This is a genomic window from uncultured Granulicatella sp., assembly GCF_938030755.1.
Taxonomy (GTDB): Bacteria; Bacillota; Bacilli; order Lactobacillales; family Aerococcaceae; genus Granulicatella.
Genome location: NZ_CALHIF010000026.1, coordinates 18,871 through 41,479 on the forward strand (window position 1 = coordinate 18,871; position 22,609 = coordinate 41,479).

Here is a 22,609-nt window from a genome sequence, read left to right on the forward strand (position 1 = left end):
AAAGTACAAAATGTTGCAAATGCAACTGAAGGAGGAAAGTCTATGTTCAAAGAAGTGAACGAGCAAATTTTAAAATTAATTGAGAAAAATAGTCGTTTAACTCCAGAAGAAATTGCATCTCTATTAGAAATGGATGTGGAAGAAGTCACACGCCGTATTAAAGAGATGGAAGAGGCTAAAATTATTTGTGGCTACCATACATTAATCAACTGGGAAAAAACTGATAATGTCAATGTATCAGCGATTATCGAATTAAAAGTAAATCCTCAAAAAGGGAAAGGATTCGACCGTATTGCGGAAAAAATCTATCATTTTCCAGAAGTAGAAGCTGTGTACTTAATGTCAGGAGGATATGATTTTATGGTGCAATTGAAAAAAGCACCAATGCGTGAAATCGCAAACTTCGTATCTTCACGTCTTTCAGTGATTGAAGAAGTACAATCTACAAAAACACATGTTGTATTAAAACAATACAAAGATCACGGCACTATGTTTGTCGGTAAAGCAGATGATAAACGTCAGGTGGTTACTCCATGAATTTAGAAAATATGTTAAATAATAAAATTAAGGACTTGAAACCTTCAGGGATTCGTCGTTTCTTTGATATGGCGAGTGAATACAAGGATATTGTTTCACTAGGGGTTGGAGAGCCTGATTTTGATACGCCTTGGCATATTCGTCAAGAAGCGATTAAAGCGTTGCAAGAAGGCCGTACATTCTATACAGCCAATGCAGGGTTAAAAGAGCTTCGTGAAGAAGTATGTATCTTTACAGAAGGTCGTCATGGGGTAAAATACGATCCAATGCATGAATGTGTCATCACTGTTGGTGGAAGTGAAGCCGTTGATATTTCAATGCGTGTTCTCTTGAATCCAGGGGATGAAGTGATTATTTGTGACCCAGGGTATGTTTCTTATGTCCCAGCGGTTACAATGGCCGATGGAACTCCAGTGATTCTTCCGTTAAAAGAGGAAAATCAATTCCGTTTAACACCTGAAGACTTAGAAGCAGTGATTACACCGAAGACAAAAGCGATTCTAATGAACTTCCCAAATAACCCAACCGGGGCAATTATGGAGCGTGAAGACTTAGAAGCGGTTTGTGATGTATTAAAACGTCATGATATTATCGTTGTTTCAGACGAATTATATGGAGAATTAACTTACACTGGAAAACCTCACGTATCGGTCATCGAAATCGATGGCATGCGCGACCGTACGATTTTAATCGGAGGATTCTCAAAAGCATTTGCGATGACGGGATGGAGACTGGGGTATGCCCTAGCGCCTGCACCGATTATGGAACAAATGTATAAAATTCACCAATTTGCGATTATGTCAGCTCCAACCCTTAGCCAATATGCAGGGATTGATGCACTTCGTAATTCTGAAGAAGATATTGCAGAAATGCGCGACAGCTACAACCAACGTCGCCGTTACTTGGTAAAACGGTTCAAAGACTTAGGCATTCCTTGCTTTGAACCATTTGGAGCTTTCTACATCTTCCCGAACATTTCGCAATTCGGATTAACATCTGAAGAATTTGCCATGCGTTTAGTAGAAGAAGAACGCTTAGCCGTTGTTCCAGGAACCGCTTTTGGGGAATCTGGGGAAGGCTTCCTACGTATTTCTTATGCTTATTCGATTGAAGATTTGAAGACAGCGTTAGATCGTATTGAGCATTTCATTACGAAGTTGAGAAATGAAAAATAACAACATGAAAGAATGAAGCTACGGTTATGTACTTCATTCTTTTTATTTTGAAAAGAGTACTGTATTTGGAACGGTTCTATGCTATATTGGGAGTAAAGTAAATGACCATTAAGAGGATTTAACGCTTATGAATACAAGTGAAATCAAAAAATTACATGAATTGTTAAAGGATTTATTAGAATTTTTGCAAAAGCATAGAGGACAACGAAATATTAATTTTTTTACGGATACGATTTTGGATATGATGGATATACTAGAATATATGTGTCAAAATCCAGATTCAGATGAATATATTGATTTATTACGCAGAAAATATAACAGTCTGTTTTTTCCTAGAGAGGGTCTTTCTCATTTTTATGTGATGGATTCAGATTCACATCGCATGAGAGAATATAATACTCAATTGAGTGATTTATTGGAAGAAATTCATCAAACAGAATTATTGAAAGATAGTTAGTTTTTCCTATTTAAAGTAAATGGGACTACTGTAGTCTGGCCTTACTGTTACAGTAGTTTTTTGTTTATTAAAAATCGATTAAAATAAATTTACTAGTGTAAAAGGTTGTGCTACACTATGCTTACTAAAAGAGAGGAGACTGTGCTTGAAAGAACGATTTACCAAGTTTATTGATACGATTATCGCACTTGATAAGGGTGACCATACATTAACCGATAAGCAATGGATGAAGAAGCAAAGATGGATCTTCGCCCTAAAGCTGTTTTGGGTGATTGTGCTAGTAGCGACCTTTCTTCTAGCCGTTAATGTCTCCGTGAGTTATTTTGTTTATTTCTTCTATTTTGCTGGAATTCTCTATGTGCTTACCAAAGTACTCGAGTTTTGTATCCAACGAAGAATGACACAATTAGCTAAGGAGGAATAGAACAATCCAATGAGAATTATTTATTTTATTATAGCCTGGGTTTCTTTAGCGATAGGGTTACTAGGAATTGTCCTTCCGGTACTTCCAACAACTCCCTTTCTTTTGTTGACCGTATTTTGTTTCTCAAAGAGTTCAAGGCGCTTTGAAGAATGGTTTCAAAAAACTAAGTTATACCAGCTTTATGTCGCAGATTACCGTGAGACGAAGTCAATTGCGCGTAGTCGTAAAAAGAAAATTATTATTTATATCTATATTTTAATGGCTATTTCTATTTACTTCGCTCCAATTATTTGGGTGAAAATTGGACTTGGCGCGTTGACAGTGTTTATTACTTACTATCTATTTTGGGTGATTCCGGATAAAAAGTAGGAGGGATTCAGATGGTTGAAAAGTTTAAGGCGTTAATAGAAGATTATAAAGTAACAAGAAATGAAAATGAAGATTTTGTCTGGTGGTATGTGCAACGAGTAGCGCCCTTTAATTTACGCTACGTGATTGCAGTAGTGCTAATTTTATGCATTGCGGCTATTTATTTTAATATTCAGTACGCGCTCACAACAGTGCTCGTTTTATGGATCATTGCGGCCACGATTACCATCGCAGAATGGGTTTATCGAAAACGAAAACAATAATATGAGAACCAAAAGAATCTAATCTAGTTTACGCTAGGTTCTTTTTTTTTACCTATTATTAGGAAGAAAATACGGAAAAAATAGAGAGGAGCCCTTTGAGAAAAAGCGCGAATAGGGCTATAATTTAAGTGTAGAAATAAAGTAAATGGAGGTAATTGTTATGAGATTTGACCAAGAACATGATTCATGCACAACCATTCTTGTTGGAAAGAAAGCTAGCTATGACGGTTCCACGCTTGTAGCCCGTACGGAAGATTCATGTAATGGAGAGTTTACTCCAAAGAAATTCATTGTCGTACGTCCAGAAGACCAACCACGTCACTATAAAGCAGTGATTTCAGGCTTTGAAACAGACTTACCAGAACATCCGGTTCGCTATACAGCCATGCCAAACGCCATCAATAATGAAGGGATTTGGGGAGCTGCTGGGATTAACGCCTATAATGTTGCTGTCAGTGCCACCGAAACGATTTCGACGAATCCACGTGTATTAGGAGCTGATCCGCTGGTGGAAACAGGGATTGGTGAAGAAGATATCTTCACTCTCGTACTACCTTATATTCAAACGGCGCGCGAAGGGGTCGAACGTCTTGGATATTTCCTGGAAACAGCAGGAACCTATGAATCAAACGGGATTGCCATTTCCGATGTCAATGAAATTTGGTGGTTGGAATCGATTGGAGGACACCACTGGATGGCTCGTCGGGTGCCCGATGATGCGTATGTCGTAAATCCAAACCAACTTGGAAGTGACTTCTTTGATTTTGAAGATAAAGAAAATTTCATGTGCGACCCTGATTTGAAAGACTTTATGATTCGACATCATCTCAATTTGAATTATGATGGAGAGTCGTTCAATCCGCGTTATGCATTCGGTTCCCAACGCGACAAAGACCGCTTGTATAACACCCCGCGTGCTTGGGATATTCAACGCATGTTTAACCCTGAGATCGAACAAGGGCCAACAAGTTTTGCAATTCCTTGGGCACGTGTTCCTTATCGTAAGATTACAGTGGAAGATGTGAAGGAATCGATGAGTACGCATTTCCAAATGACTCCGTATGATCCTTATGGAAACTTAGGGGACGGCAAGAGTAATCGTCGCTTCCGTACAGTAGGGATTAACCGCACGAGTCAGACCGCTATCCTGCAGCTTAGACCAAATCGTCCACACGAGACGACAGGAATTCAATGGGTGTCATACGGGTCAATGCCCTATGCAACAGCTGTTCCGTTCTTTACACAAGTGGATACCACACCAGAGTATTTTGCGAGTACAACAGCGAAGGTTTCAACGGATTCCTTCTACTGGTCAAACCGCTTAATTGCAGGGCTTGCGGATGCGCACTATTTGGAACATCAAGCAGACATTGAAAGTTATCAAAAACATACATTGTCTCGTGGAGAAGCCATGATTGCCCAAGTCGATGCTCGTCTTGAAAAAGGGGAAACGGTTGATTTTGAAGCGGAGAATCAACAAATGAGTGATTATATCGAAGAAAAAACGGCCGCTTTACTCGATAAAGTATTGCTTCGTGCAAGCAACCTGATGGTGAATCATTATTCAGTTAGTGACTAATGAGAGATTTGGGTTTAGGAGGTTAGAAACATGGAAAATAAAGATCAAAAACAGCTAAGTTGGCTAATGATATCCCTGATTGCATTTAATTTTGTATGGGGATTGGGAAATGTTGTCAATAACTTCGCCCAACAAGGGATTGTGGTGATTACATCATGGATTATTATTTTGGTGATTTACTTTATTCCGTATTCCTTAATGGTCGGACAATTAGGGGCGACATTTCAAGATAGTGAAGGGGGCGTCAGTGACTGGATTAAACATACGTCCACAAAGAAACTGGCTTATTTTGCCGCATGGACATTTTGGGTGGTTCAGATTCCTTATTTAGCGCAAAAACCACAGACGATTTTGATTGCGCTTGGTTGGGTATTCCAAGGACACTCAGGAATTGTGGGCGAACTTTCAATTCCGCTACTCGTTACGGTCTGCCTAGCATTCTTTCTTCTCATCCTTTATGTTTCAACAAAGGGAATTCGGGTATTGAAATTCTTAGGAACAATTGCGGGGAGTGCGATGTTTGTCATGTCTATTTTGTTTATCCTATTAGCCGTGGGTGTTCCACTCATTAAACCGGATTTACAACTAGCGACTGCGAATATGGATAAGCTTGAAACGTATATTCCGAAATTCGACTTTTCGTATTTTACAACCATAGCTCTTCTTGTTTTCTCGGTTGGAGGGGCGGAATGTATGTCTCCTTATGTGCATAAAATCAAGAATCCTGCCAAAGAGTTTCCAAAAGGAATGATTGCAATGGCGGTGATGGTTGGGATTTGTGCGGTCTTTGGTTCTCTTGCAATGGGAATGATTTTTGATAGCAACAATATTCCACAAGACTTGATGCGAAATGGGGCCTATCAAGCGTTTGCGGTACTTGGTAAACACTGGAATATTGGGAATGTACTTGTCACAATTTACGCATTGACGCAATTTATCGGGCAAACAGCGACATTGGCATTATCTATTGATGCGCCACTTCAAATCTTCCTTGGAAGTGCTGACAAAGAATATGTTCCTCGCTGGCTTCGAACACGCACAAAGAACGGAACATTAAAGAATGGATACTTACTTACAGGAATTTTAACAGGGGCATTAATTGTCATGCCGGCTCTAGGGCTTAAGGAAATTGATACAGTCGTAGTATGGATGACAAACTTGAACGCTATCGTATCTCCAATGTGCTTCTTGTGGGTATTTGTCGCCTTTATGTTCTTGTATCGTCATTGGGACAGATATAAAAATGCAGAATATAAATACATTAGCAATAAGACACTTGGCTTCTTGATGGGCCTCTGGGGCTTTGCTTTCACGGCATTCGCATGTATTCTCGGAATGGTGCCACAAGTGGATTATGCGCAAAATCCATCTGAATGGTGGTTTGTCTTAATTTCAAATATCATTATGCCATTTGCGCTTCTTGGGCTTGGACTCCTCCTTCCATGGATTGCACGTAGAGAACAAAAACAACAAGTATAAAAAAGAGTCTTAAAAAGTCCTCCTTCTACAAAAGGAGGGCTTTATTTTTTTAAATGTAATAGGGTATCAAACTGACAATTTAAGTGAAAAATGATATAGTAAATAAGATAAATTTACTCAAACCGAGAGGAACAACACATGAAATTATTAACCATTGCAGTCCCTTGCTACAACTCTCAAGAATATATGCATTATTGCCTCCAAACGCTCCTTGCTGGTGGCGAAGAGGTTGAGATTTTAATTATTAATGATGGTTCTAAAGACAATACTGCTCGCATCGCTGACCAATATGCAGCAGCTTATCCAACGATTATCCGTGCCATCCATCAAGAAAATAAAGGTCATGGTGGAGCCGTGAATACGGGGATGGCGAACGCAACAGGGAAGTACTTCAAAGTCGTCGATAGTGATGACTGGGTGGATGTACGTGCATACTTAAAAATTCTAGAACAATTACAACGCTTTGAAGAAACAGGCGAAGAAGTAGATGTGTTCATTACGAACTTCGTCTATGAAAAAGAAGGCGCGAAAACGAAGAAAATCATGAGTTACACTTCAGCCTTTCCTGAAAATCAAGTGTTTACTTGGGAAGATGCGAAGCCACTTCGCCGTGGGAAATACATGATGATGCATTCACTCATTTACAATATGAACTTGCTTCGTAAATCAGGCCTTCAGTTGCCAGAGCATACCTTCTATGTGGATAATTTATTTGTTTTCGTACCGCTTCAATATAGCAAAAAATTATACTATATGAATGTAGATTTCTACCGTTACTTTATCGGTCGTGAAGATCAATCGGTCAATGAGAAAGTGATGATTAGCCGTATCGATCAACAAATCCGAGTGAATGAATTATTGATGGTGAATTACCATAGCGAAAGGCAGTATCCAACCGTCTTGAAGAACTACTTATTAAACCACTTAGAGATTACAACAGTGATTTCTTGTGCGCTACTCAATAAGGGCGGACTACCAGAGCACAAAGAAAAGAAAAAAGCATTGCTTGCCGATTTAAAAGAAGCCAATCCAGAAGTCTTCCATTTGATTAGCCAAGCCGTGCTAAGCAGAATTACAATGGCGAGCAATAAACCTGTACAAGTTCTTTCAAACGGAATTTATACAGTGACACAACGTTTCTTTGGTTTTAACTAAATAGAGTTGAGAACTACCAGGCACTAGTCTGGTAGTTTTTTATGGAATTATCATATATGATAATTTCGTGAAGTGCGCCTAATCGCTTTGGTTCGTCTGAGGGGGCCATGGTATAATAAGCAAGACAAAATAAGAAATGGAGAAACCACATGAAACCATTTGATTACATCGTTGTGGGTGCTGGATTATTTGGTGCGACCTTTGCGCATGAAGCAGCAACACGAGGCTATAAAGTAAAAGTGATTGAGAAGAGAAACCATATTGCAGGGAATATTTATACAAAAGAAGTGGAAGGCATCCAGGTGCATGAATACGGAGCGCATATTTTCCACACGAGCGATCAAAAGATTTGGGATTATGTGCATCAGTTTGCGACGTTCAATCGTTATACGAACGCACCTGTAGCCAACTTCAATGGTGAGATTTACAACTTGCCGTTTAATATGAATACCTTTAATAAATTATGGGGTGTGGTGACGCCGCAAGAAGCCGAAGCGAAAATCGCTCAGCAGCGTGCGGTTTTGGGGAACAAAGAGCCTGAAAACTTAGAAGAGCAGGCGATTTCTCTAGTCGGGGAAGATATTTACTACAAGCTCATTAAGGGATACACGGAGAAGCAATGGAGACGTTCGGCTACAGAACTACCAGCGTTTATCATCCGCCGCCTGCCGGTTCGCTACACTTACGATAACAACTACTTTAACGATACGTATCAAGGGATTCCAATTGGTGGTTATACGAAGATGATTGAAGCCATGCTGGATCATGAGAATATCGAGGTTGAATTGAATGTCGATTTCTTCGCGAAAAAAGACGAGTACTTGAATAGTGGTGCCAAAATCGTGTTCACTGGAATGATTGACGAGTTCTTCGATTATGAACTCGGAACGCTGGAATACCGTTCGCTTCGTTTTGAAACAGAAGGCTTGGACGATGAGAACTACCAAGGAAATGCGGTGGTGAACTATACAGACCGAAAAACGCCATACACTCGTATTATTGAGCATAAACATTTCGAGTTTGGCACTCAGCCAAAAACGGTGATTACGCGTGAGTATCCTGCCGATTGGAAAGTAGGCGATGAGCCTTATTATCCAGTGAATAATCAAGTTAATAACGACTTATATGCGCAGTATAAGAAATTAGCTCAGACGGTTCCGCAAGTCATCTTCGGGGGACGTCTTGGACAGTATCGTTATTACGATATGCATCAAGTCATCGCTGCTGCACTAGAAACCGTTAAACATGAATTTGAGTAAACACAAAAACACCCTATTTGATTAGATTCAAATAGGGTGTTATTTATGATGGATTCCTTCGAATCCTAGCGGATTTTATCATAACTACAATAATAGGGTACCGGTTCGAGCCTGTAGTCTCTCACCTTTAAAGCTTCAAAAAGGGCGTAAGGAATAAATCCCTACGCCCTTTAATTCATCTTTAATACGATTTCCCATTATTGTGGCTATGAAATCCGCAAGATTCTTCAGAATCCATACACAATCAGTCAAACCAAAAATGTTTTAGATTGTTCATCAAATTAAGCTTTCACTGTTTCTAATTCTTCGCCGATTGCTTCAAGACGAGCCACTACTTCTTCAAGAGATAAGTTGTGCTCTTGAACATAGCGATTGCGTGGGTGAACACGGCATTCATGGCAGCAACCACGTAAGTATTTGTCTTCGTTTTCCTCAGAAGTTAAGATGCGACGGTTACATTCTGGGTTACCACAGTTTACGTAACGTTCGCAAGGTGTCCCATCGAACCAGTCTTTCCCAATCACCACTGGGTCTACGTGGTTGATGTCAACAGCGATACGTTCGTCAAATACGTACATTTTTCCATCCCATAGTTCGCCTTGAACTTCTGGGTCTTTTCCGTAAGTTGCGATACCGCCGTGTAATTGACCGACATCTTTGTAGCCTTCACGAACCATCCAGCCAGAGAATTTCTCACAGCGAACGCCACCTGTACAGTAAACAACGACACGTTTGTCCATGAATTTCTCTTTGTTATCGCGAACCCATTGTGGTAATTCACGGAAGTTGCGAATGTCAGGACGGATGGCACCGCGGAAGTGACCTAAGTCGTACTCGTAGTCGTTACGAGTGTCTAGTACAACAGTGTTTTCGTCTAATAATGCTTCTTTAAACTCTTGTGGAGAAAGGTAAGCACCTGTTGTTTCCAGTGGGTTGATGTCGTTGTCGAAGTCGTTATCTTCTAAACCAAGGTGTACGATTTCTTTTTTGTAACGAACGAACATCTTCTTGAAGGCTTGCTCGTTTTCTTCGTCGATTTTAAACCATAAGTCTTCCATGCCAGGAAGAGAGTGTACATAGTCCATATATTTTTGAGTGGTTTCATAATCACCAGATACAGTTCCGTTGATTCCTTCGTCAGCGACAAGGATACGTCCTTTTAATCCGATTGATTTGCAGAATGCTAAATGATCTGCAGCGAATTGTTCCGCATTCTCGATGGGAACGTATTTATAATAAAGTAAAACACGAATATCTTTTGCCATATTGTAGTTCTTTCATCCTTTTCTAGTTTGTAATGGTTCTATTGTAACTTTATTGAGAACCATTATCAATGAATTCGATTGTGAAAATCTTCGAAAGGTATTGACATGACAGCGATTTAAGGTATAATTTCAGATGTAACATAAAATTTTGAGAGATTGGAGGAGAAATCAATGAACAACTTAGTAGTAAAACGAGTGAATAGAATGATGAACCTTCCAATTCAAGTGATTCAGTTATAGCGCATTTTTTAGATGAGATTAGGAATGAAGCTGTTACTTTTTCAATACATGGGGAAGGTGACGGCTTTTTTTGATGGAGGAAAACGATGAACGATTTAATAAAATTAGTGATAGGCTTTATAAAAAAACATCCGATGCGCTATCTTGTTAGTTTTGTATTGATGGTTGCAAGTAGTATTGCTGCGGTTTATCCCGCTAGGATTGTGGGAGAAGTAGTCGATAAAATCATTGCGAGTGAACTGAATGCCGAGTGGCTCTGGACGCAACTCATGATTTTAGTAGGGATTATTCTCGTGGCCTATATTACAGAAAGTATTTGGACAAACTTGATTTTTATGGGCTATTATGAAATCCAAAAAGAATTACGCGTGAAGTTACTGCGGAATAACTTAAGAAAGAAGATTCCATTTTATGCGCATTTTAGAACGGGGGATATTATTACCCGTAGCAGTGAAGATGTGATGACCATTGGCGATATGATGGGGTTCGGAATGTTTGCACTCATGAACTCAACATTGATGGTGACCGTTTCGATCTATATGATGGTTACAACGATTTCGTTACCACTGACCATTGCGGCGATTTTACCACTGCCAATTCTTTCGTATCTTGTGTATAAATGGGGATTTGATCTAGAAGAAGAGTACAACAAGGCGCAAAACGCGGTTTCTCAACTGAATAATGAAGTGTTAGAAATGATAGATGGTACGTATGTGATTCGTGCTTATGGGCAAGAAGAGGCTATGATGGATGAGTTCAGAGCGAAAACAAAGAAGGCAATGAAACAAAATATCATCGTATCAGAAATTGAATCTCGCTTTATTCCATTGGCACAATTATTTATGATGATTAGCTTTACAATTGCACTTTTTTACGGTGGGTATTTGGTTTCGGCTGGGAGCATTCTCGTCGGGGATGTCATTGCCTTCCAAGTCTATATGGGTTCTGTTATGTGGCCGATGTTTATGATTGGCGATATTATCACGAACTACAAACGCGGAAAAGTGGCAACAGAGCGAATTAATGAAATATTAAGACATGACGATGACATCGAACGTGGTGGAACAAAAGTACTCGAGACGATTGAATCGATTGAGTTTAAGGACTTCCATTTTACGTATCCAGGGGAAACGACTCCATTATTAAAAGAAATTAACCTTGCGCTAAATAAAGGTGAGACACTTGGAATCGTTGGAAAAACAGGTTCTGGAAAAACAACACTCTTGATGCAATTATTACATCAATTCCCATACAAAGGAGAAAAGCTTTTTATTAACGAAGAACCTTTGATTGATTACGATCCTCAAACGGTAGCGGGGCATTTAGCTTATGTACCACAAGAACACACACTCTTTTCACGCACGATTCGCGAAAATATGTTATTCGGGAAAGAAGATGCAACCGATGAGGAAATCTGGGAAGCGTTGACGTTGGCGTCCTTTGATGGAGACGTGAAACGCATGCCGGACAAGCTCGATACGATGGTCGGAGAAAAGGGGGTATCGCTTAGTGGTGGGCAAAAACAACGGCTATCGATTGCGCGTGCTTTCTTACGCAACCGTGAATGTTTAATTTTAGATGATGCGTTATCCGCAGTTGATGCGAAAACCGAACGGGAAATTATCACGCACTTGCAACAAGAACGCGGTGGTTATATGAATGTGATTTCTGCACACCGACTTTCCGCAATTCGTCATGCGGATGAAATTATCGTGATGAATGAAGGACGTATTAGTGAGAGGGGTACCCATGAGGAGCTACTCGAACAGCGAGGATGGTACTATGAACAGTACCTCATACAAGAGATGGAGGAGGAAATCGAATGAGAACGATGAAGCGATTATTAAGCTACCTCCGCTATGAGAAAAAAGGAGTTCTGGTTGGACTCGTCTGCCTGTTACTCTCAACAGGAGCAACCTTAACAGGCCCACTCGTTGCGAAACACATTATCGATAATGTAATTACTCCGATGGGGCAGGCGCATGTTTTTAATGCAGGAGGCCTGCTTTTATGGGTTGGTATTTACGTGACAGTGAACTTAGTGGGAGTTGCTGGGGCCTACTTAAACCGTGTATATATGAGAACTCTCTCAAACCGTATTGCAAAACGTATTCGCGACGAAGTATTCGAGCATGTACAAACCTTGCCGGTATCGTACTTCGACCATTTACCGGCTGGAAAAGTGGTTTCTAGAATTACAAGTGATACGGAATCAGTGCGTGCAAATTTCTACGTGAGTGGGATTTCGACCCTGTTCAGTACGATTGTGATGTTGGTAGGTGTTTATTTAACCATTTTCTTATTAAACGCTACGCTAGGACTAGTGTTATTATTCCTAGTTCCTGTAATGATTTTATGGCAGAGAACTGTTGCTACGAAGCAGAAAAAATACTATTCCGAAAATCGTGAACTCTACGGTCAGTTGAGTGGACAATTAAACGAAAGCATTCAAGGAGCAGGCATCGTTCAAGCCTTCCAGCAAGAAGAAAAAATTGTTGCAGAATATGATGCCACGGCAACTTCTTGGGTAGAAGTTGGTCGTAAGGAATTAATTCTGGATTCGTACTTCACGTGGAGTCTTGTCGGTATGCTTCGAAACATTACTCATTTTGGAGTTATCTATTATTTCAGTATGCAGTTTATCGGTGGAACACTCGGGATTTCAGCAGGTCTTTTATATGCGTTTATTGACTACATTAACCGTATATATGAACCGATTCAAACCTTTATGAATGTCGTATCAGGTTTCCAACAATCAATGGCTGCCGGTGACCGCGTGTTTGAATTAATGGATACACCGAGCGAGGAATCGGGGGAAGAGCTCTTCACGTTTGATGAAGGACGTATCGAATTTAAAGATGTGAGTTTTGAGTACACAGCGGGAGTTCCAGTGTTGAAACACTTGAATTTCACGGTAGAACCTGGACAGACAGTTGCTTTTGTCGGACATACTGGTTCAGGGAAATCATCCATTATGAACTTATTGTTTCGATTTTATGACCCAACGAATGGAGCTATCTTGATTGATGGTAAAAACACGCGTGACTTTAACAGACGTAGTGTTCGAAGCGAGATGGGAATCGTGCTTCAAGATCCGTATCTCTTTACAGGAACGATTGCTTCTAATGTTGGACTCAATAATGAATCGATTCAACCTGAGACGATTAAAGATGCCCTCGTTAAAGTGGGCGGAGGACATCTACTCACGAAGAGTGACAAGGGACTCGACTACGAGGTGAAGGAAAAAGGAATGGATTTTTCTTCCGGAGAACGTCAATTGATTTCATTTGCCAGAGCTATTGTCTTCGATCCAAAAATTTTAATTTTAGATGAAGCAACTTCGCATATCGATACCGAGACGGAAGAAATTATTCAGAATGCAATTAATGTCGTAAAAGAAGGGCGTACAACCTTTATGATTGCTCACCGACTTTCTACGATTGCTCATGCTGACCAAATTTTTGTGTTGGATAAAGGTGAAATTGTGGAATGCGGAACGCATGATGAATTACTTCAACTGCAAGGTCAATATGCCGAAATGGTCGCACTACAAAAAGGTTAATGTATAAAAAATACAAGACGCTGTTTCCTTTGAAACAGTGTCTTTTCTTTCGTCGCAAACAACTTTATTTTTTTAGTGTTTTTTCAAGGGAATTCATGGTGCATTACGCCTCTTAGTTTGTTACAATGTGTAGGAAACTGATTGAGGAGAGAACGTATGATTACGAAAGAAGTTATTGAGCGTGCAACAACGCACCGCCGTCATTTACATATGTATCCAGAAGTATCCGGAGAAGAAGTTGAAACAACTCGCTTTATCCGCGAAACCTTAGAAGCGATGGGGCTTGTCTGTTGGGATTTACAGTCCAAAACAGGAGTCGTCGCAGAAATTGGAAATGGTGAGGGACCAACATTAGCCTTACGTGCCGACATCGACGCTTTACCGATTGTGGAACAAACAGGATTAGACTACGCTTCGAAAAATGAAGGAGCGATGCATGCATGTGGACATGATTTCCATACCGCAAGCTTGCTGGGAGCCGTTCAAGTCTTAAAGGCTCAAGAAGACACTTTACAAGGGAAAGTTCGTTTTATTTTCCAGCCTGCTGAAGAGAGTAACCGCGGGGCACGCGCATTGATTTCTGAAGGTGTTCTTGACGGAGTAGATGCGATTATTGGGTTCCATAACAAGCCCGAACTTCCAGTAGGAACGATTGGCGTGAAGGAAGGTCCACTCATGGCTGCAGTCGGTCAATTCAAAGCCGAAATTAGTGGTGTAGGTACACACGCAGCGGCGCCTCATAATGGGAGTGATCCAATCTTGACGGCTTGCCAAGTGATCGCTAATGCTCAAGCGATTGTTGCTCGTCATACATCTCCACTTGAACCAGTGGTGTTAAGTGTATCGCATATCGAAGCGGGGAATACGTGGAATGTGATTCCAGAGAAAGTATTTTTTGAAGGGACGATTCGTACGTTTAATAAAGAAGTGGAACGCAAGATGACCGAGCAATTCGAGAAGATGGTGGTTCAAACAGCGGATGTTTACGGACAAAAAGGAAGTATTGAGTGGATTTTAACACCGCCAGTTGTGCATAATGACGCTACAGTCACAGAAATAGTGAGAGCTACTACTGAGAAATTTGCGACAGTAGTGACACCAGAAGTGACTTTAGGAGCAGAAGATTTCGCCAATTATATGGAACACGTTCCAGGATGTTTTGTCTTTATTGGAACAGGATGTCCTCGCGAATGGCATCACCCAGCGTTCTTGGTGGATGATGCAGCACTACCGTTTGCGATTCAATATTTTGTGGACAATACGAATACACTTTTAGAAGTTCTTTCACAGAAAGGAAACGCGTAATATGAAAACAATGGTGGTCATTAGCCATCCAACGATTCAAACCTCATCAAGCCAACAGTTTTTTCTCGCAACGTTAAAAGGGGAAGAAGCGGTAACGGTTCGTCAAATAGACGAAGTGTGGAGTGAGAGAAAGCCTCATTTTACAAGAGCGACTGAAGAAAAAGCCTTGGTTGAAAGTGGAGCCAGGAGACTGATTCTTCAGTTCCCCATGTATTGGTACCAAGCACCTGCTGTCATGAAGGAATGGATTGATACGGTAATGAGTAAGAATGCGACTTTTGCAAAGCAAATTAAGGAACTCGGAATCGTTGTGACACTTGGTGTGAAAGAAGAAGCCTTCCGTGCAGGAGGAAAAGAGCAATTTACGCTTTCTGAACTCATGCGTCCATTCCAAGCGTTAGCAAATGCAATGAACTGGAAGTATTTACCGATTTTTGAAGTCCATCAATTTGATTATCAGACTGAAGTTGCCAAACAAGCGTTACTCGTGGAATATTTACAATACGTGACGAAAGATCATCACGGAACATTACAAGATACAGAAGATTGGTTTATCGAACGCGCTCAATCAATGAAAGGAGCACACTGGGAACAAATCGCAGAGTGGATTAAAGAGAACCAGGACGAAAGATTGGAACTCGAGATGCATCTGAGTCATTGGGAGGAAAGCCAGTATGGAGATTTTTGAGAAAATCGGGTTAATCGATACGTGGATAGCAGAAGAAAAAGAGTATAAAGAACGTGCATTGCTTGTGGCTGTAAAAACTCTTCTTTTAGAACAAGCAAAACGAATTGAACAAGCACATGGTGAGTTAGACGGGCGAATGTGGAGTCCAGAAAACTGGGCCAAATAAGGAGAATGAGATTGAAAAAAGATAAATTAGGACTTCGATTAGTTTTATTGGTCATTTCCTGTTTTTTAATCGGGCTAGGTGCAAAGATGGCTGGTTCGAGTACATTAGGAGCTGACGTTGTCGTTCTTGTATGGGAAGGATTAAATCGTACCTTTGGGGTTAGTATGGCAATGAGTAACATCATTGTCTCTCTCGTGTTTCTGGGGATTACGCTCAGTATTAACTGGAGATATATTGGATTTGGTACGGTTGTGGGGATGTTCTTGCAAAGTTTCTTTATTGACCTGTTCGATTTTAGCGCTCTTGCCGAAATGGATATCACCATAAAAATAATTGCGATGGTTGTAGGGATTGCGTTAATCGCGATAGGATGTGCAGTCTATGCACTAGCTGAATTAGGAGTGGGGCCTTATATTGCTGCAACGCTTGCCTTACACGAGAAATTTAAAACATCTCTGCCACGAAACAAATTTTTAATTGACGCTAGTTGTGTGGTTATTGCAGCTATTATGGGGCAATGGCCGACTGTTGGACCAGTTGTTTCGTTAGTGATTAGTGGAGTGATTATGGATCAGACAATGGTGATTTTGAAAAAATTACTTCCCATTAAATAAGAACAAATATCCTATTTACAGGAGGAGAGCTCTTGTAAATAGGATTTAATTTTTTTTAAACAAAAAGAAAAATGGAAAATTTTGATGGTATCGTTTTCTAAGATAGCAAAATAGTACAAGTCGAAAGCAAAATAGTTATTGTGAAAGCGGTTTTTCCATAGTAAACTGAAGATGTCTTAAAAAGTAATAGAAACTAGGGGGAGACAAAATGAAAAAGAAAGTATTACTATCAAGTGCAGCGTTATTAGCAAGTGTAACTTTAGCAGCTTGCGGAAATAACAGCAATAACACTAGTAAGGCGGATTCAACAACTAAAGCAGAAAGTAAAGAGAAAACAACTCTTAAATTAGCAGCTTTAGAAAGTGGTTATGGTTCAGAAATGTGGCCAGCAATCATCAAAGCTTATGAAGAAGCAAATCCAAACGTAAAAGTGGAATTGACTCAAGATAAGGAAATTGAAGAGAAAATTACGCCTCAAATGAAAGCAGGAGATTATCCAGATATCGTAATGCTTGCATTAGGACGTAAAAAAGCTTTACCAGAAACATTAATTAAAGAAAAAGCTTTAGCTGATTTAACAGATTTATTCGATAAAAAAGTTTACGGCGAAGACAAAAAAGTTTCTGAAAAATTATTAAACAATGTATTAGGATCTACAGTAACAGACCCTTATGGAGATGGAAAACACTACTTAGCACCAATGTTCTACGCTCCAACAGGATTATTCTACAACGAAGGATTATTCAAATCTAAAGGTTGGGAAGTTCCTAAAGATATCGCTGGTATGAAAGAATTAGCTGAAAAAGCTAAGAAAGACAGCATTTCATTATTCACTTATCCAGTATCTGGATACTTAGATAGCTTCTTCCCATCATTATTAGCAAATGCTGGTGGAGTTGATTTATTCAACAAAGCAATGAAATATGAAACAGGCGCATTCACTTCTCCAGAAGCTACTAAAGCTTTCGAAGCAATGGGAACATTCTTATCTAATGTAGAACCATCAACAGTAGCAAACGCAAACCCACAAAGCTTCACTAAGAACCAACAATTAATCTTAGATAACAAAGCTTTATTCATGCCAAACGGTACTTGGGTAGTTGGTGAAATGGCTAAAGCTCCTAGAGCTGAAGGCTTCAAATGGGCTATGACAGCTGCACCTGCAATTGAAAAAGGTGGCAAACGTTATGTTTACTCATTCTTCGAACACATCTGGGTTCCAAAAGAATCTAAGAACCAAGAAGCAGCTAAAGACTTCTTATCATTCTTATATTCAGATAAAGCAGCTGAAATCTTTGCTAAATACAATGCAGCACAACCAATCCAAGGTGTAACTGCTAAACTACCTGAAGAATTGAAAGCTTTATATAAAGTTGTAGATGAAGTTGACGGAGTTATTAATGGTAACTTTGTTGCAACAAAACCTATCGAAGGTGTGAGCATGAAAGATACTTTATATGGACAAATTGACTCTGTAGCATCTGGTCAAAAAACAATTGCTGAATGGCAAAAATCTGTAGAAGAAGTTAGCCAAAAATTAAAAGCAGCAGTTCAATAATTCGATAGAAAGAATTAAATAGGAGTGGGATGCGAAGCAATTTTCAAGGATGAAAATTCCTTCCACCCACTCTCATTTTATCTAAAAATGGTTGGAAAGAGGGCAGAACGATGAAAAATCGTAGAAAAAGAGAGAAAAATTTATTTATTCTCGTGTGTTTATTACCTGCACTAATTTTATTTTTTACGTTCATGATTTATCCAACAATTGAAGTATTCCGTATGTCACTTTTTAGATGGGGCGGATTTTCAAACAACCAAGAATTTGTTGGGTTGGATAACTTTAAAATCTTATGGATGGATGAAAACTTCTTTAGAACAATGCAAAATACAATCTTACTCATTGTAGTTGTGACGATCTTTACGGTTGTATTAGCAGTTGTATTTGCTGCAATTCTTTCAACAGAAAAGATTCGTGGAAATAATTTATTTAGAATTGTTTTCTATATTCCTAATATTTTATCAATCGTTGTTATTGCAGGGATTTTATCAGCAGTATACGATCCAAAAGCAGGTTTATTAAATGCAATTTTACCTGAGGCATGGAATCGATTATGGCTTGGAGATCAAAGTATTGTTATTTATTCATTAGCATTTGCCTTAGTATGGCAAGCGATTGGGTATTACATGGTAATGTACATGGCAGGGATGGCGAATATTCCATCTAGCTTATATGAAGCAGCTGACCTTGATGGGGCAGGAAAAATCGGAAAATTCTTCAACGTGACTTTACCATTAATCTGGAACAGTATTCGTACAACATTAACATTCTTCATTATTAGTACGATTAACTTAAGTTTCTTATTAGTACAAATTTTAACAGACGGTGGCCCAGATGGATCTACTGAAGTGTTCCTAAGCTATATGTTTAAACAAGCCTATACGAACTCTTCATACGGTTATGGTATGGCAATCGGGGTAGTTGTCTTTATATTCTCATTCGGATTATCCGGTATCGTAAGTCATATTACGAAACGCGATATTCTTGAATACTAGGAGGGGAGATCATGAAAGGACAAACTCGTTCATTTGAAAAGCTCTATAAAGCTTTCATCTATGTTGCGCTGATTACATTAGCGATTAGTATTATTGTACCTGTCGGATGGGTCTTCTTAGCTTCTATTAAAGAAAATAAAGAATTTTATGGCTCACCATGGACCTTGCCAGAAGGTTTTTACTGGCAAAACTTTTTAGATGCTTGGAATAAAGCGAAAATGGGAGACTATATGCTTAATTCTGTCATTGTAACAGCATTAGCATTGTTCATTTTAGTAGTTGTAGCGATTCCATCTTCTTATGTATTAGCTCGTTATAAATTCCCAGGAAGTCGATTCATTAACTCATTACTAAAAGGAGGATTATTCATCAATGTAAACTACATTGTGGTACCAATCTTCTTAATGTTACTCGACTGGGATAAAGGATTAAAAGGACTTGGAATTAACGGCTTCTTCTTAAATAATATTTTTGTCTTAGCCGTTGTCTATGCAGCGACATCTCTACCATTCACGATTTATTTATTGTCGAATTTCTTCAAAACATTACCGACAACCTTTGAAGAAGCAGCGTCTATCGACGGTGCAGGATATTTCACAACAATGCTTCGTGTAATGACACCAATGGCACGACCAAGTATTATCACAGTAATTTTGTTTAACTTCCTTTCTTTCTGGAATGAATACATTATTGCTTTAACATTGATGCCAGGTAAAAATCAAACACTTCCTGTTGGACTTAAGAACTTACTTCAAGCACAACGTGGTGCGGCAGAATATGGTCAAATGTACGCAGGGATGGTAATCGTAATGTTACCAACATTGATTTTATATATTTTAGTTCAAAATAAATTAACACAAGGGATGACATTGGGAGGCTCGAAAGAGTAGTCGTCATCGCAGGAGGAGAGTATATGGGTAAAACAAAAGGGCGTTTAACCCTACCAAGTGAATCTAATTTTTTAGAGCAAACAAAAGAATTACTCGAGCGTTGGGGTGCCGATGCCATTCGTGATAGTGATGGAACAAAACTTGATGAAGCAACTAAACAATTAGACGCAAAAATTTATACGACGTATTTTGTAGCACGAAATCACAATGATTTTATTAAAGATTATATGGAAGAGTGCCAACAAATCTTCGTGATGTCTAAGTTTTGGTTAGTAACAGGAGAAACATTAACGATTCCATTTATGGAAGGGTACTTTGAAGATCAAGTTCAACCGGATTATGTGCATGATCCAAAAAAATATTGGGAAGTCATTGACCGTACAACAGGAGAAGTTGTTCCGGTAGAACGTTGGTCGATTAACCAAGAAAATAATACGGTTACGATTCAAGGGACAAAGCCTTTCCATGAATATACCGTGTCATTTCTAGTGTATGCGATTTGGGATCCAACTCAAATGTACAATCATATTACGAATAACTGGGGAGATGTTCCTCATGATATTCCATTTGATGTACGTGGACCGCATTCAAATCAATTCATGCATGATTATTTAAAACAATGGCTAAAAGAGAATCCGGATACAGATGTAGTTCGTTTCACAACGTTCTTCTATCATTTCACATTGATTTTCAACAACTTAGGAAAAGAAAAATTTGTGGACTGGTTCGGATATGGTGCTAGCGTTTCAGTCGCAGCGCTAGAAGCTTTTGCCAAGGAAAAAGGCTATCGCTTAAGAGCAGAAGATATTGTGGATGAAGGGTATTACAACTCAACATTCCGTACACCAAGTAAAGCGTACTTAGACTATATCGACTTCATTCAAGCATTTGTTGCCAGAGAAGCGAAAAAACTAGTCGACGAAGTACACGATGCTGGTAAAGAAGCGATGATGTTCTTAGGAGATAACTGGATTGGAACTGAACCATATGGACCATACTTCGAACAAATCGGATTAGATGCAGTGGTTGGTTCTGTCGGCGGCGGAGCAACTCTTCGTATGATTTCAGATATTCCACACGTAAAATATACAGAAGGAAGATTCTTACCATACTTCTTCCCAGATGTATTCCGTGAAGGCAATGATCCTACGATTGAAGCCAATAAAAACTGGTTATCCGCAAGACGTGCAATCATGCGTAACCCTGTAGACCGTATCGGATACGGTGGTTATTTAAGTCTTGCATACAAATTCCCTAAATTTGTCGACTACATTGAACATGTAACAGATGAATTTAGAGAAATCTACGATATCGTTAAACACACAAAACCATATACTGGTTTGAAAGTAGCTATCTTAAACGCATGGGGTCGTTTAAGAACATGGCAATCACATATGGTTGCCCATGAACTTCCATATAAACAAATCTATTCTTACCTTGGAATTATGGAAGCATTAAGTGGAGCTAGTGTGGACGTAAGCTTCATAAGCTTTGACGATATCATTCATGATGGAGTTCCAGAAGGTGTCGATGTCATCATCAACGCGGGAGATGCCGGAACTTCATTTAGCGGTGGAGAGGTTTGGAAGAATGAGACACTCATTACACGGATTCGTGAATTCGTGTATAATGGTGGAGGATTTATCGGAGTTGGGGAACCAACAGCCGTTCATCACCAAGGAAGATTCTTCCAACTTGGAGATATTTTGGGCGTTGAAAGAGAAATGGGATATAGTCTTTCAACAGATAAATATTTTACTAAAGAATTGAAAGAGCACTTTATTATCGAAGATATTGAAGATGTTCATAAGATTGACTTTGGGGAAAATATTAAAAACGTGTATGGCTTAACGAGTGCAACAGAAGTACTTGAGTTTAGCAATCCGAAAGTGAGCGCAGGAGGCGTTGAAGAAGGAATCGTTCTTCCAGCCAATGCGGAAGGAAAAGAATTCGGGGAAATCCACCTTGCAGCGAACCCATACGGAAAAGGTCGTGGGGTTTATATCGCAGGACTTCCATACACACCAGAAAATACAAGATTATTAATGCGTGCGTTATTCTACGCAGCTAATAAAGAAAGTGAATTAACAAAATGGTATGCAAGTAATCCATTAGTCGAAGTACATGCTTATCCTGAAAAAGGAGTGTATGCGATTGTGAATAATACGAATGAAGCACAATCGACACTTGTTTATGATGGTGAAGGAGTATCTAGAACAGTGGAACTTGAGCCAAGCGAAATTAGATGGGAGAAGATATCATGAATCCTAAAGTGAAAATTTGGATCCGCGTCGTATTGATGTTGGTATTCTTATATGTAGTTATTTTGGGGCATCAGATGGTTGGAAAAGAAGGCGTGGCTACAATGTTAGTTGGTCTTGCTGGATTACTTCTCTTGCTATGGGATTACAATCGTCCGTACTCAAAATCGATGAAACGGTAATAAAACTTAACTAGGAACAGGGGCTTGTTTACAAACAAGCCCCTGTTCTTTTGTGCATAAACACAATATTTAAAAATAAAATAATTCAAACCATAGGTTTGTGATTACTGCGATTCCTTGCAGATTCTTCTATAGTAGCTGTAAAAGGGAACCGGTTCGAGCCTGTAGTCTCTCACCTTTAAAGTT

General features: G+C 39.4%; 22 protein-coding genes. 21 read left to right on the top strand and 1 reads right to left on the bottom strand.

The window, feature by feature from the left end; genetic code table 11:
* The first annotated feature begins 42 nt into the window (after window positions 1–42).
* The 10 genes from Q0594_RS02985 (at window position 43) to glf (ending at window position 8,697) form a co-directional block, all read left to right on the top strand.
* Window positions 43–537: an Lrp/AsnC family transcriptional regulator gene (locus tag Q0594_RS02985; protein WP_049554498.1), complete on the top strand. Its 495-nt coding sequence runs from the start codon at window positions 43–45 to the stop codon at window positions 535–537.
* Entirely contained in the window at window positions 534–1,712 is a 1,179-nt protein-coding gene (locus tag Q0594_RS02990) for an aminotransferase class I/II-fold pyridoxal phosphate-dependent enzyme (RefSeq protein ID WP_298729528.1), read from the top strand. Before Q0594_RS02985 ends, Q0594_RS02990 begins: the two co-directional genes overlap by 4 nt.
* A gap of 127 nt (window positions 1,713–1,839) precedes the next feature.
* Window positions 1,840–2,169, top strand: a complete 330-nt coding sequence (locus Q0594_RS02995; RefSeq protein ID WP_298729529.1) for a hypothetical protein — start codon at window positions 1,840–1,842, stop codon at window positions 2,167–2,169.
* A gap of 145 nt (window positions 2,170–2,314) precedes the next feature.
* Window positions 2,315–2,593, top strand: coding sequence for a hypothetical protein (locus Q0594_RS03000; protein ID WP_298729530.1), 279 nt, complete (start codon window positions 2,315–2,317; stop codon window positions 2,591–2,593).
* A gap of 9 nt (window positions 2,594–2,602) precedes the next feature.
* Window positions 2,603–2,962 (top strand): YbaN family protein, encoded by a 360-nt coding sequence (locus Q0594_RS03005; RefSeq protein ID WP_298729531.1) that lies wholly within the window; start codon window positions 2,603–2,605, stop codon window positions 2,960–2,962.
* Window positions 2,963–2,973: 11 nt separating this feature from the next.
* Window positions 2,974–3,225: a hypothetical protein gene (locus tag Q0594_RS03010; protein WP_298729532.1), complete on the top strand. Its 252-nt coding sequence runs from the start codon at window positions 2,974–2,976 to the stop codon at window positions 3,223–3,225.
* Window positions 3,226–3,385: 160 nt separating this feature from the next.
* Window positions 3,386–4,804: a C69 family dipeptidase gene (locus Q0594_RS03015; protein ID WP_298729533.1), complete on the top strand. Its 1,419-nt coding sequence runs from the start codon at window positions 3,386–3,388 to the stop codon at window positions 4,802–4,804.
* Between the two features lie 30 nt (window positions 4,805–4,834).
* Entirely contained in the window at window positions 4,835–6,283 is a 1,449-nt protein-coding gene (locus Q0594_RS03020; protein ID WP_298729534.1) for an amino acid permease, read from the top strand.
* Between the two features lie 138 nt (window positions 6,284–6,421).
* Window positions 6,422–7,438 (top strand): glycosyltransferase family 2 protein, encoded by a 1,017-nt coding sequence (locus tag Q0594_RS03025; RefSeq protein WP_298729535.1) that lies wholly within the window; start codon window positions 6,422–6,424, stop codon window positions 7,436–7,438.
* A 149-nt stretch (window positions 7,439–7,587) separates the two neighbouring features.
* Window positions 7,588–8,697, top strand: coding sequence for a UDP-galactopyranose mutase (gene glf / locus Q0594_RS03030; RefSeq protein ID WP_298729536.1), 1,110 nt, complete (start codon window positions 7,588–7,590; stop codon window positions 8,695–8,697).
* A gap of 281 nt (window positions 8,698–8,978) precedes the next feature.
* On the opposite strand, the gene Q0594_RS03035 is transcribed toward glf, so the two are convergent.
* Window positions 8,979–9,962, bottom strand: a complete 984-nt coding sequence (locus Q0594_RS03035) for a rhodanese-related sulfurtransferase (RefSeq protein WP_298729537.1) — start codon at window positions 9,960–9,962, stop codon at window positions 8,979–8,981.
* 326 nt (window positions 9,963–10,288) lie between these two features.
* Here Q0594_RS03035 and tetA(60) point away from each other — a divergent pair, with 326 nt between their 5' ends.
* From tetA(60) to Q0594_RS03090, 11 genes are all read left to right on the top strand, one after another.
* Window positions 10,289–12,028 carry a tetracycline efflux ABC transporter Tet(60) subunit A gene (tetA(60), locus tag Q0594_RS03040; protein WP_298729538.1) on the top strand — a complete coding sequence of 580 codons (1,740 nt, stop codon included), beginning with the start codon at window positions 10,289–10,291 and terminating at the stop codon, window positions 12,026–12,028.
* Window positions 12,025–13,764 (top strand): tetracycline efflux ABC transporter Tet(60) subunit B, encoded by a 1,740-nt coding sequence (gene tetB(60) / locus Q0594_RS03045; RefSeq protein ID WP_298729539.1) that lies wholly within the window; start codon window positions 12,025–12,027, stop codon window positions 13,762–13,764. Before tetA(60) ends, tetB(60) begins: the two co-directional genes overlap by 4 nt.
* 156 nt (window positions 13,765–13,920) lie before the next feature.
* Complete coding sequence (locus Q0594_RS03050; protein WP_298729540.1) at window positions 13,921–15,069, top strand: amidohydrolase; 1,149 nt, start codon at window positions 13,921–13,923, stop codon at window positions 15,067–15,069.
* A 1-nt stretch (window position 15,070) separates the two neighbouring features.
* Entirely contained in the window at window positions 15,071–15,757 is a 687-nt protein-coding gene (locus Q0594_RS03055; protein ID WP_298729541.1) for an NAD(P)H-dependent oxidoreductase, read from the top strand.
* Complete coding sequence (locus tag Q0594_RS03060) at window positions 15,744–15,923, top strand: hypothetical protein (protein WP_298729542.1); 180 nt, start codon at window positions 15,744–15,746, stop codon at window positions 15,921–15,923. Before Q0594_RS03055 ends, Q0594_RS03060 begins: the two co-directional genes overlap by 14 nt.
* 11 nt (window positions 15,924–15,934) lie before the next feature.
* Window positions 15,935–16,537, top strand: coding sequence for a hypothetical protein (locus Q0594_RS03065; protein WP_298729543.1), 603 nt, complete (start codon window positions 15,935–15,937; stop codon window positions 16,535–16,537).
* Window positions 16,538–16,745: 208 nt separating this feature from the next.
* Window positions 16,746–18,095, top strand: a complete 1,350-nt coding sequence (locus Q0594_RS03070) for a carbohydrate ABC transporter substrate-binding protein (protein WP_298729544.1) — start codon at window positions 16,746–16,748, stop codon at window positions 18,093–18,095.
* Between the two features lie 110 nt (window positions 18,096–18,205).
* Window positions 18,206–19,090: a sugar ABC transporter permease gene (locus tag Q0594_RS03075; protein WP_298729545.1), complete on the top strand. Its 885-nt coding sequence runs from the start codon at window positions 18,206–18,208 to the stop codon at window positions 19,088–19,090.
* An 11-nt stretch (window positions 19,091–19,101) separates the two neighbouring features.
* A complete protein-coding gene (locus tag Q0594_RS03080; RefSeq protein ID WP_298729546.1) occupies window positions 19,102–19,980 on the top strand; it encodes a carbohydrate ABC transporter permease in 879 nt (292 codons plus the stop codon).
* Window positions 19,981–20,003: 23 nt separating this feature from the next.
* Window positions 20,004–22,244, top strand: coding sequence for a 1,3-beta-galactosyl-N-acetylhexosamine phosphorylase (gene gnpA, locus Q0594_RS03085; protein ID WP_298729547.1), 2,241 nt, complete (start codon window positions 20,004–20,006; stop codon window positions 22,242–22,244).
* Window positions 22,241–22,423 carry a hypothetical protein gene (locus Q0594_RS03090; RefSeq protein ID WP_298729548.1) on the top strand — a complete coding sequence of 61 codons (183 nt, stop codon included), beginning with the start codon at window positions 22,241–22,243 and terminating at the stop codon, window positions 22,421–22,423. Before gnpA ends, Q0594_RS03090 begins: the two co-directional genes overlap by 4 nt.
* Window positions 22,424–22,609: the final 186 nt, after the last annotated feature.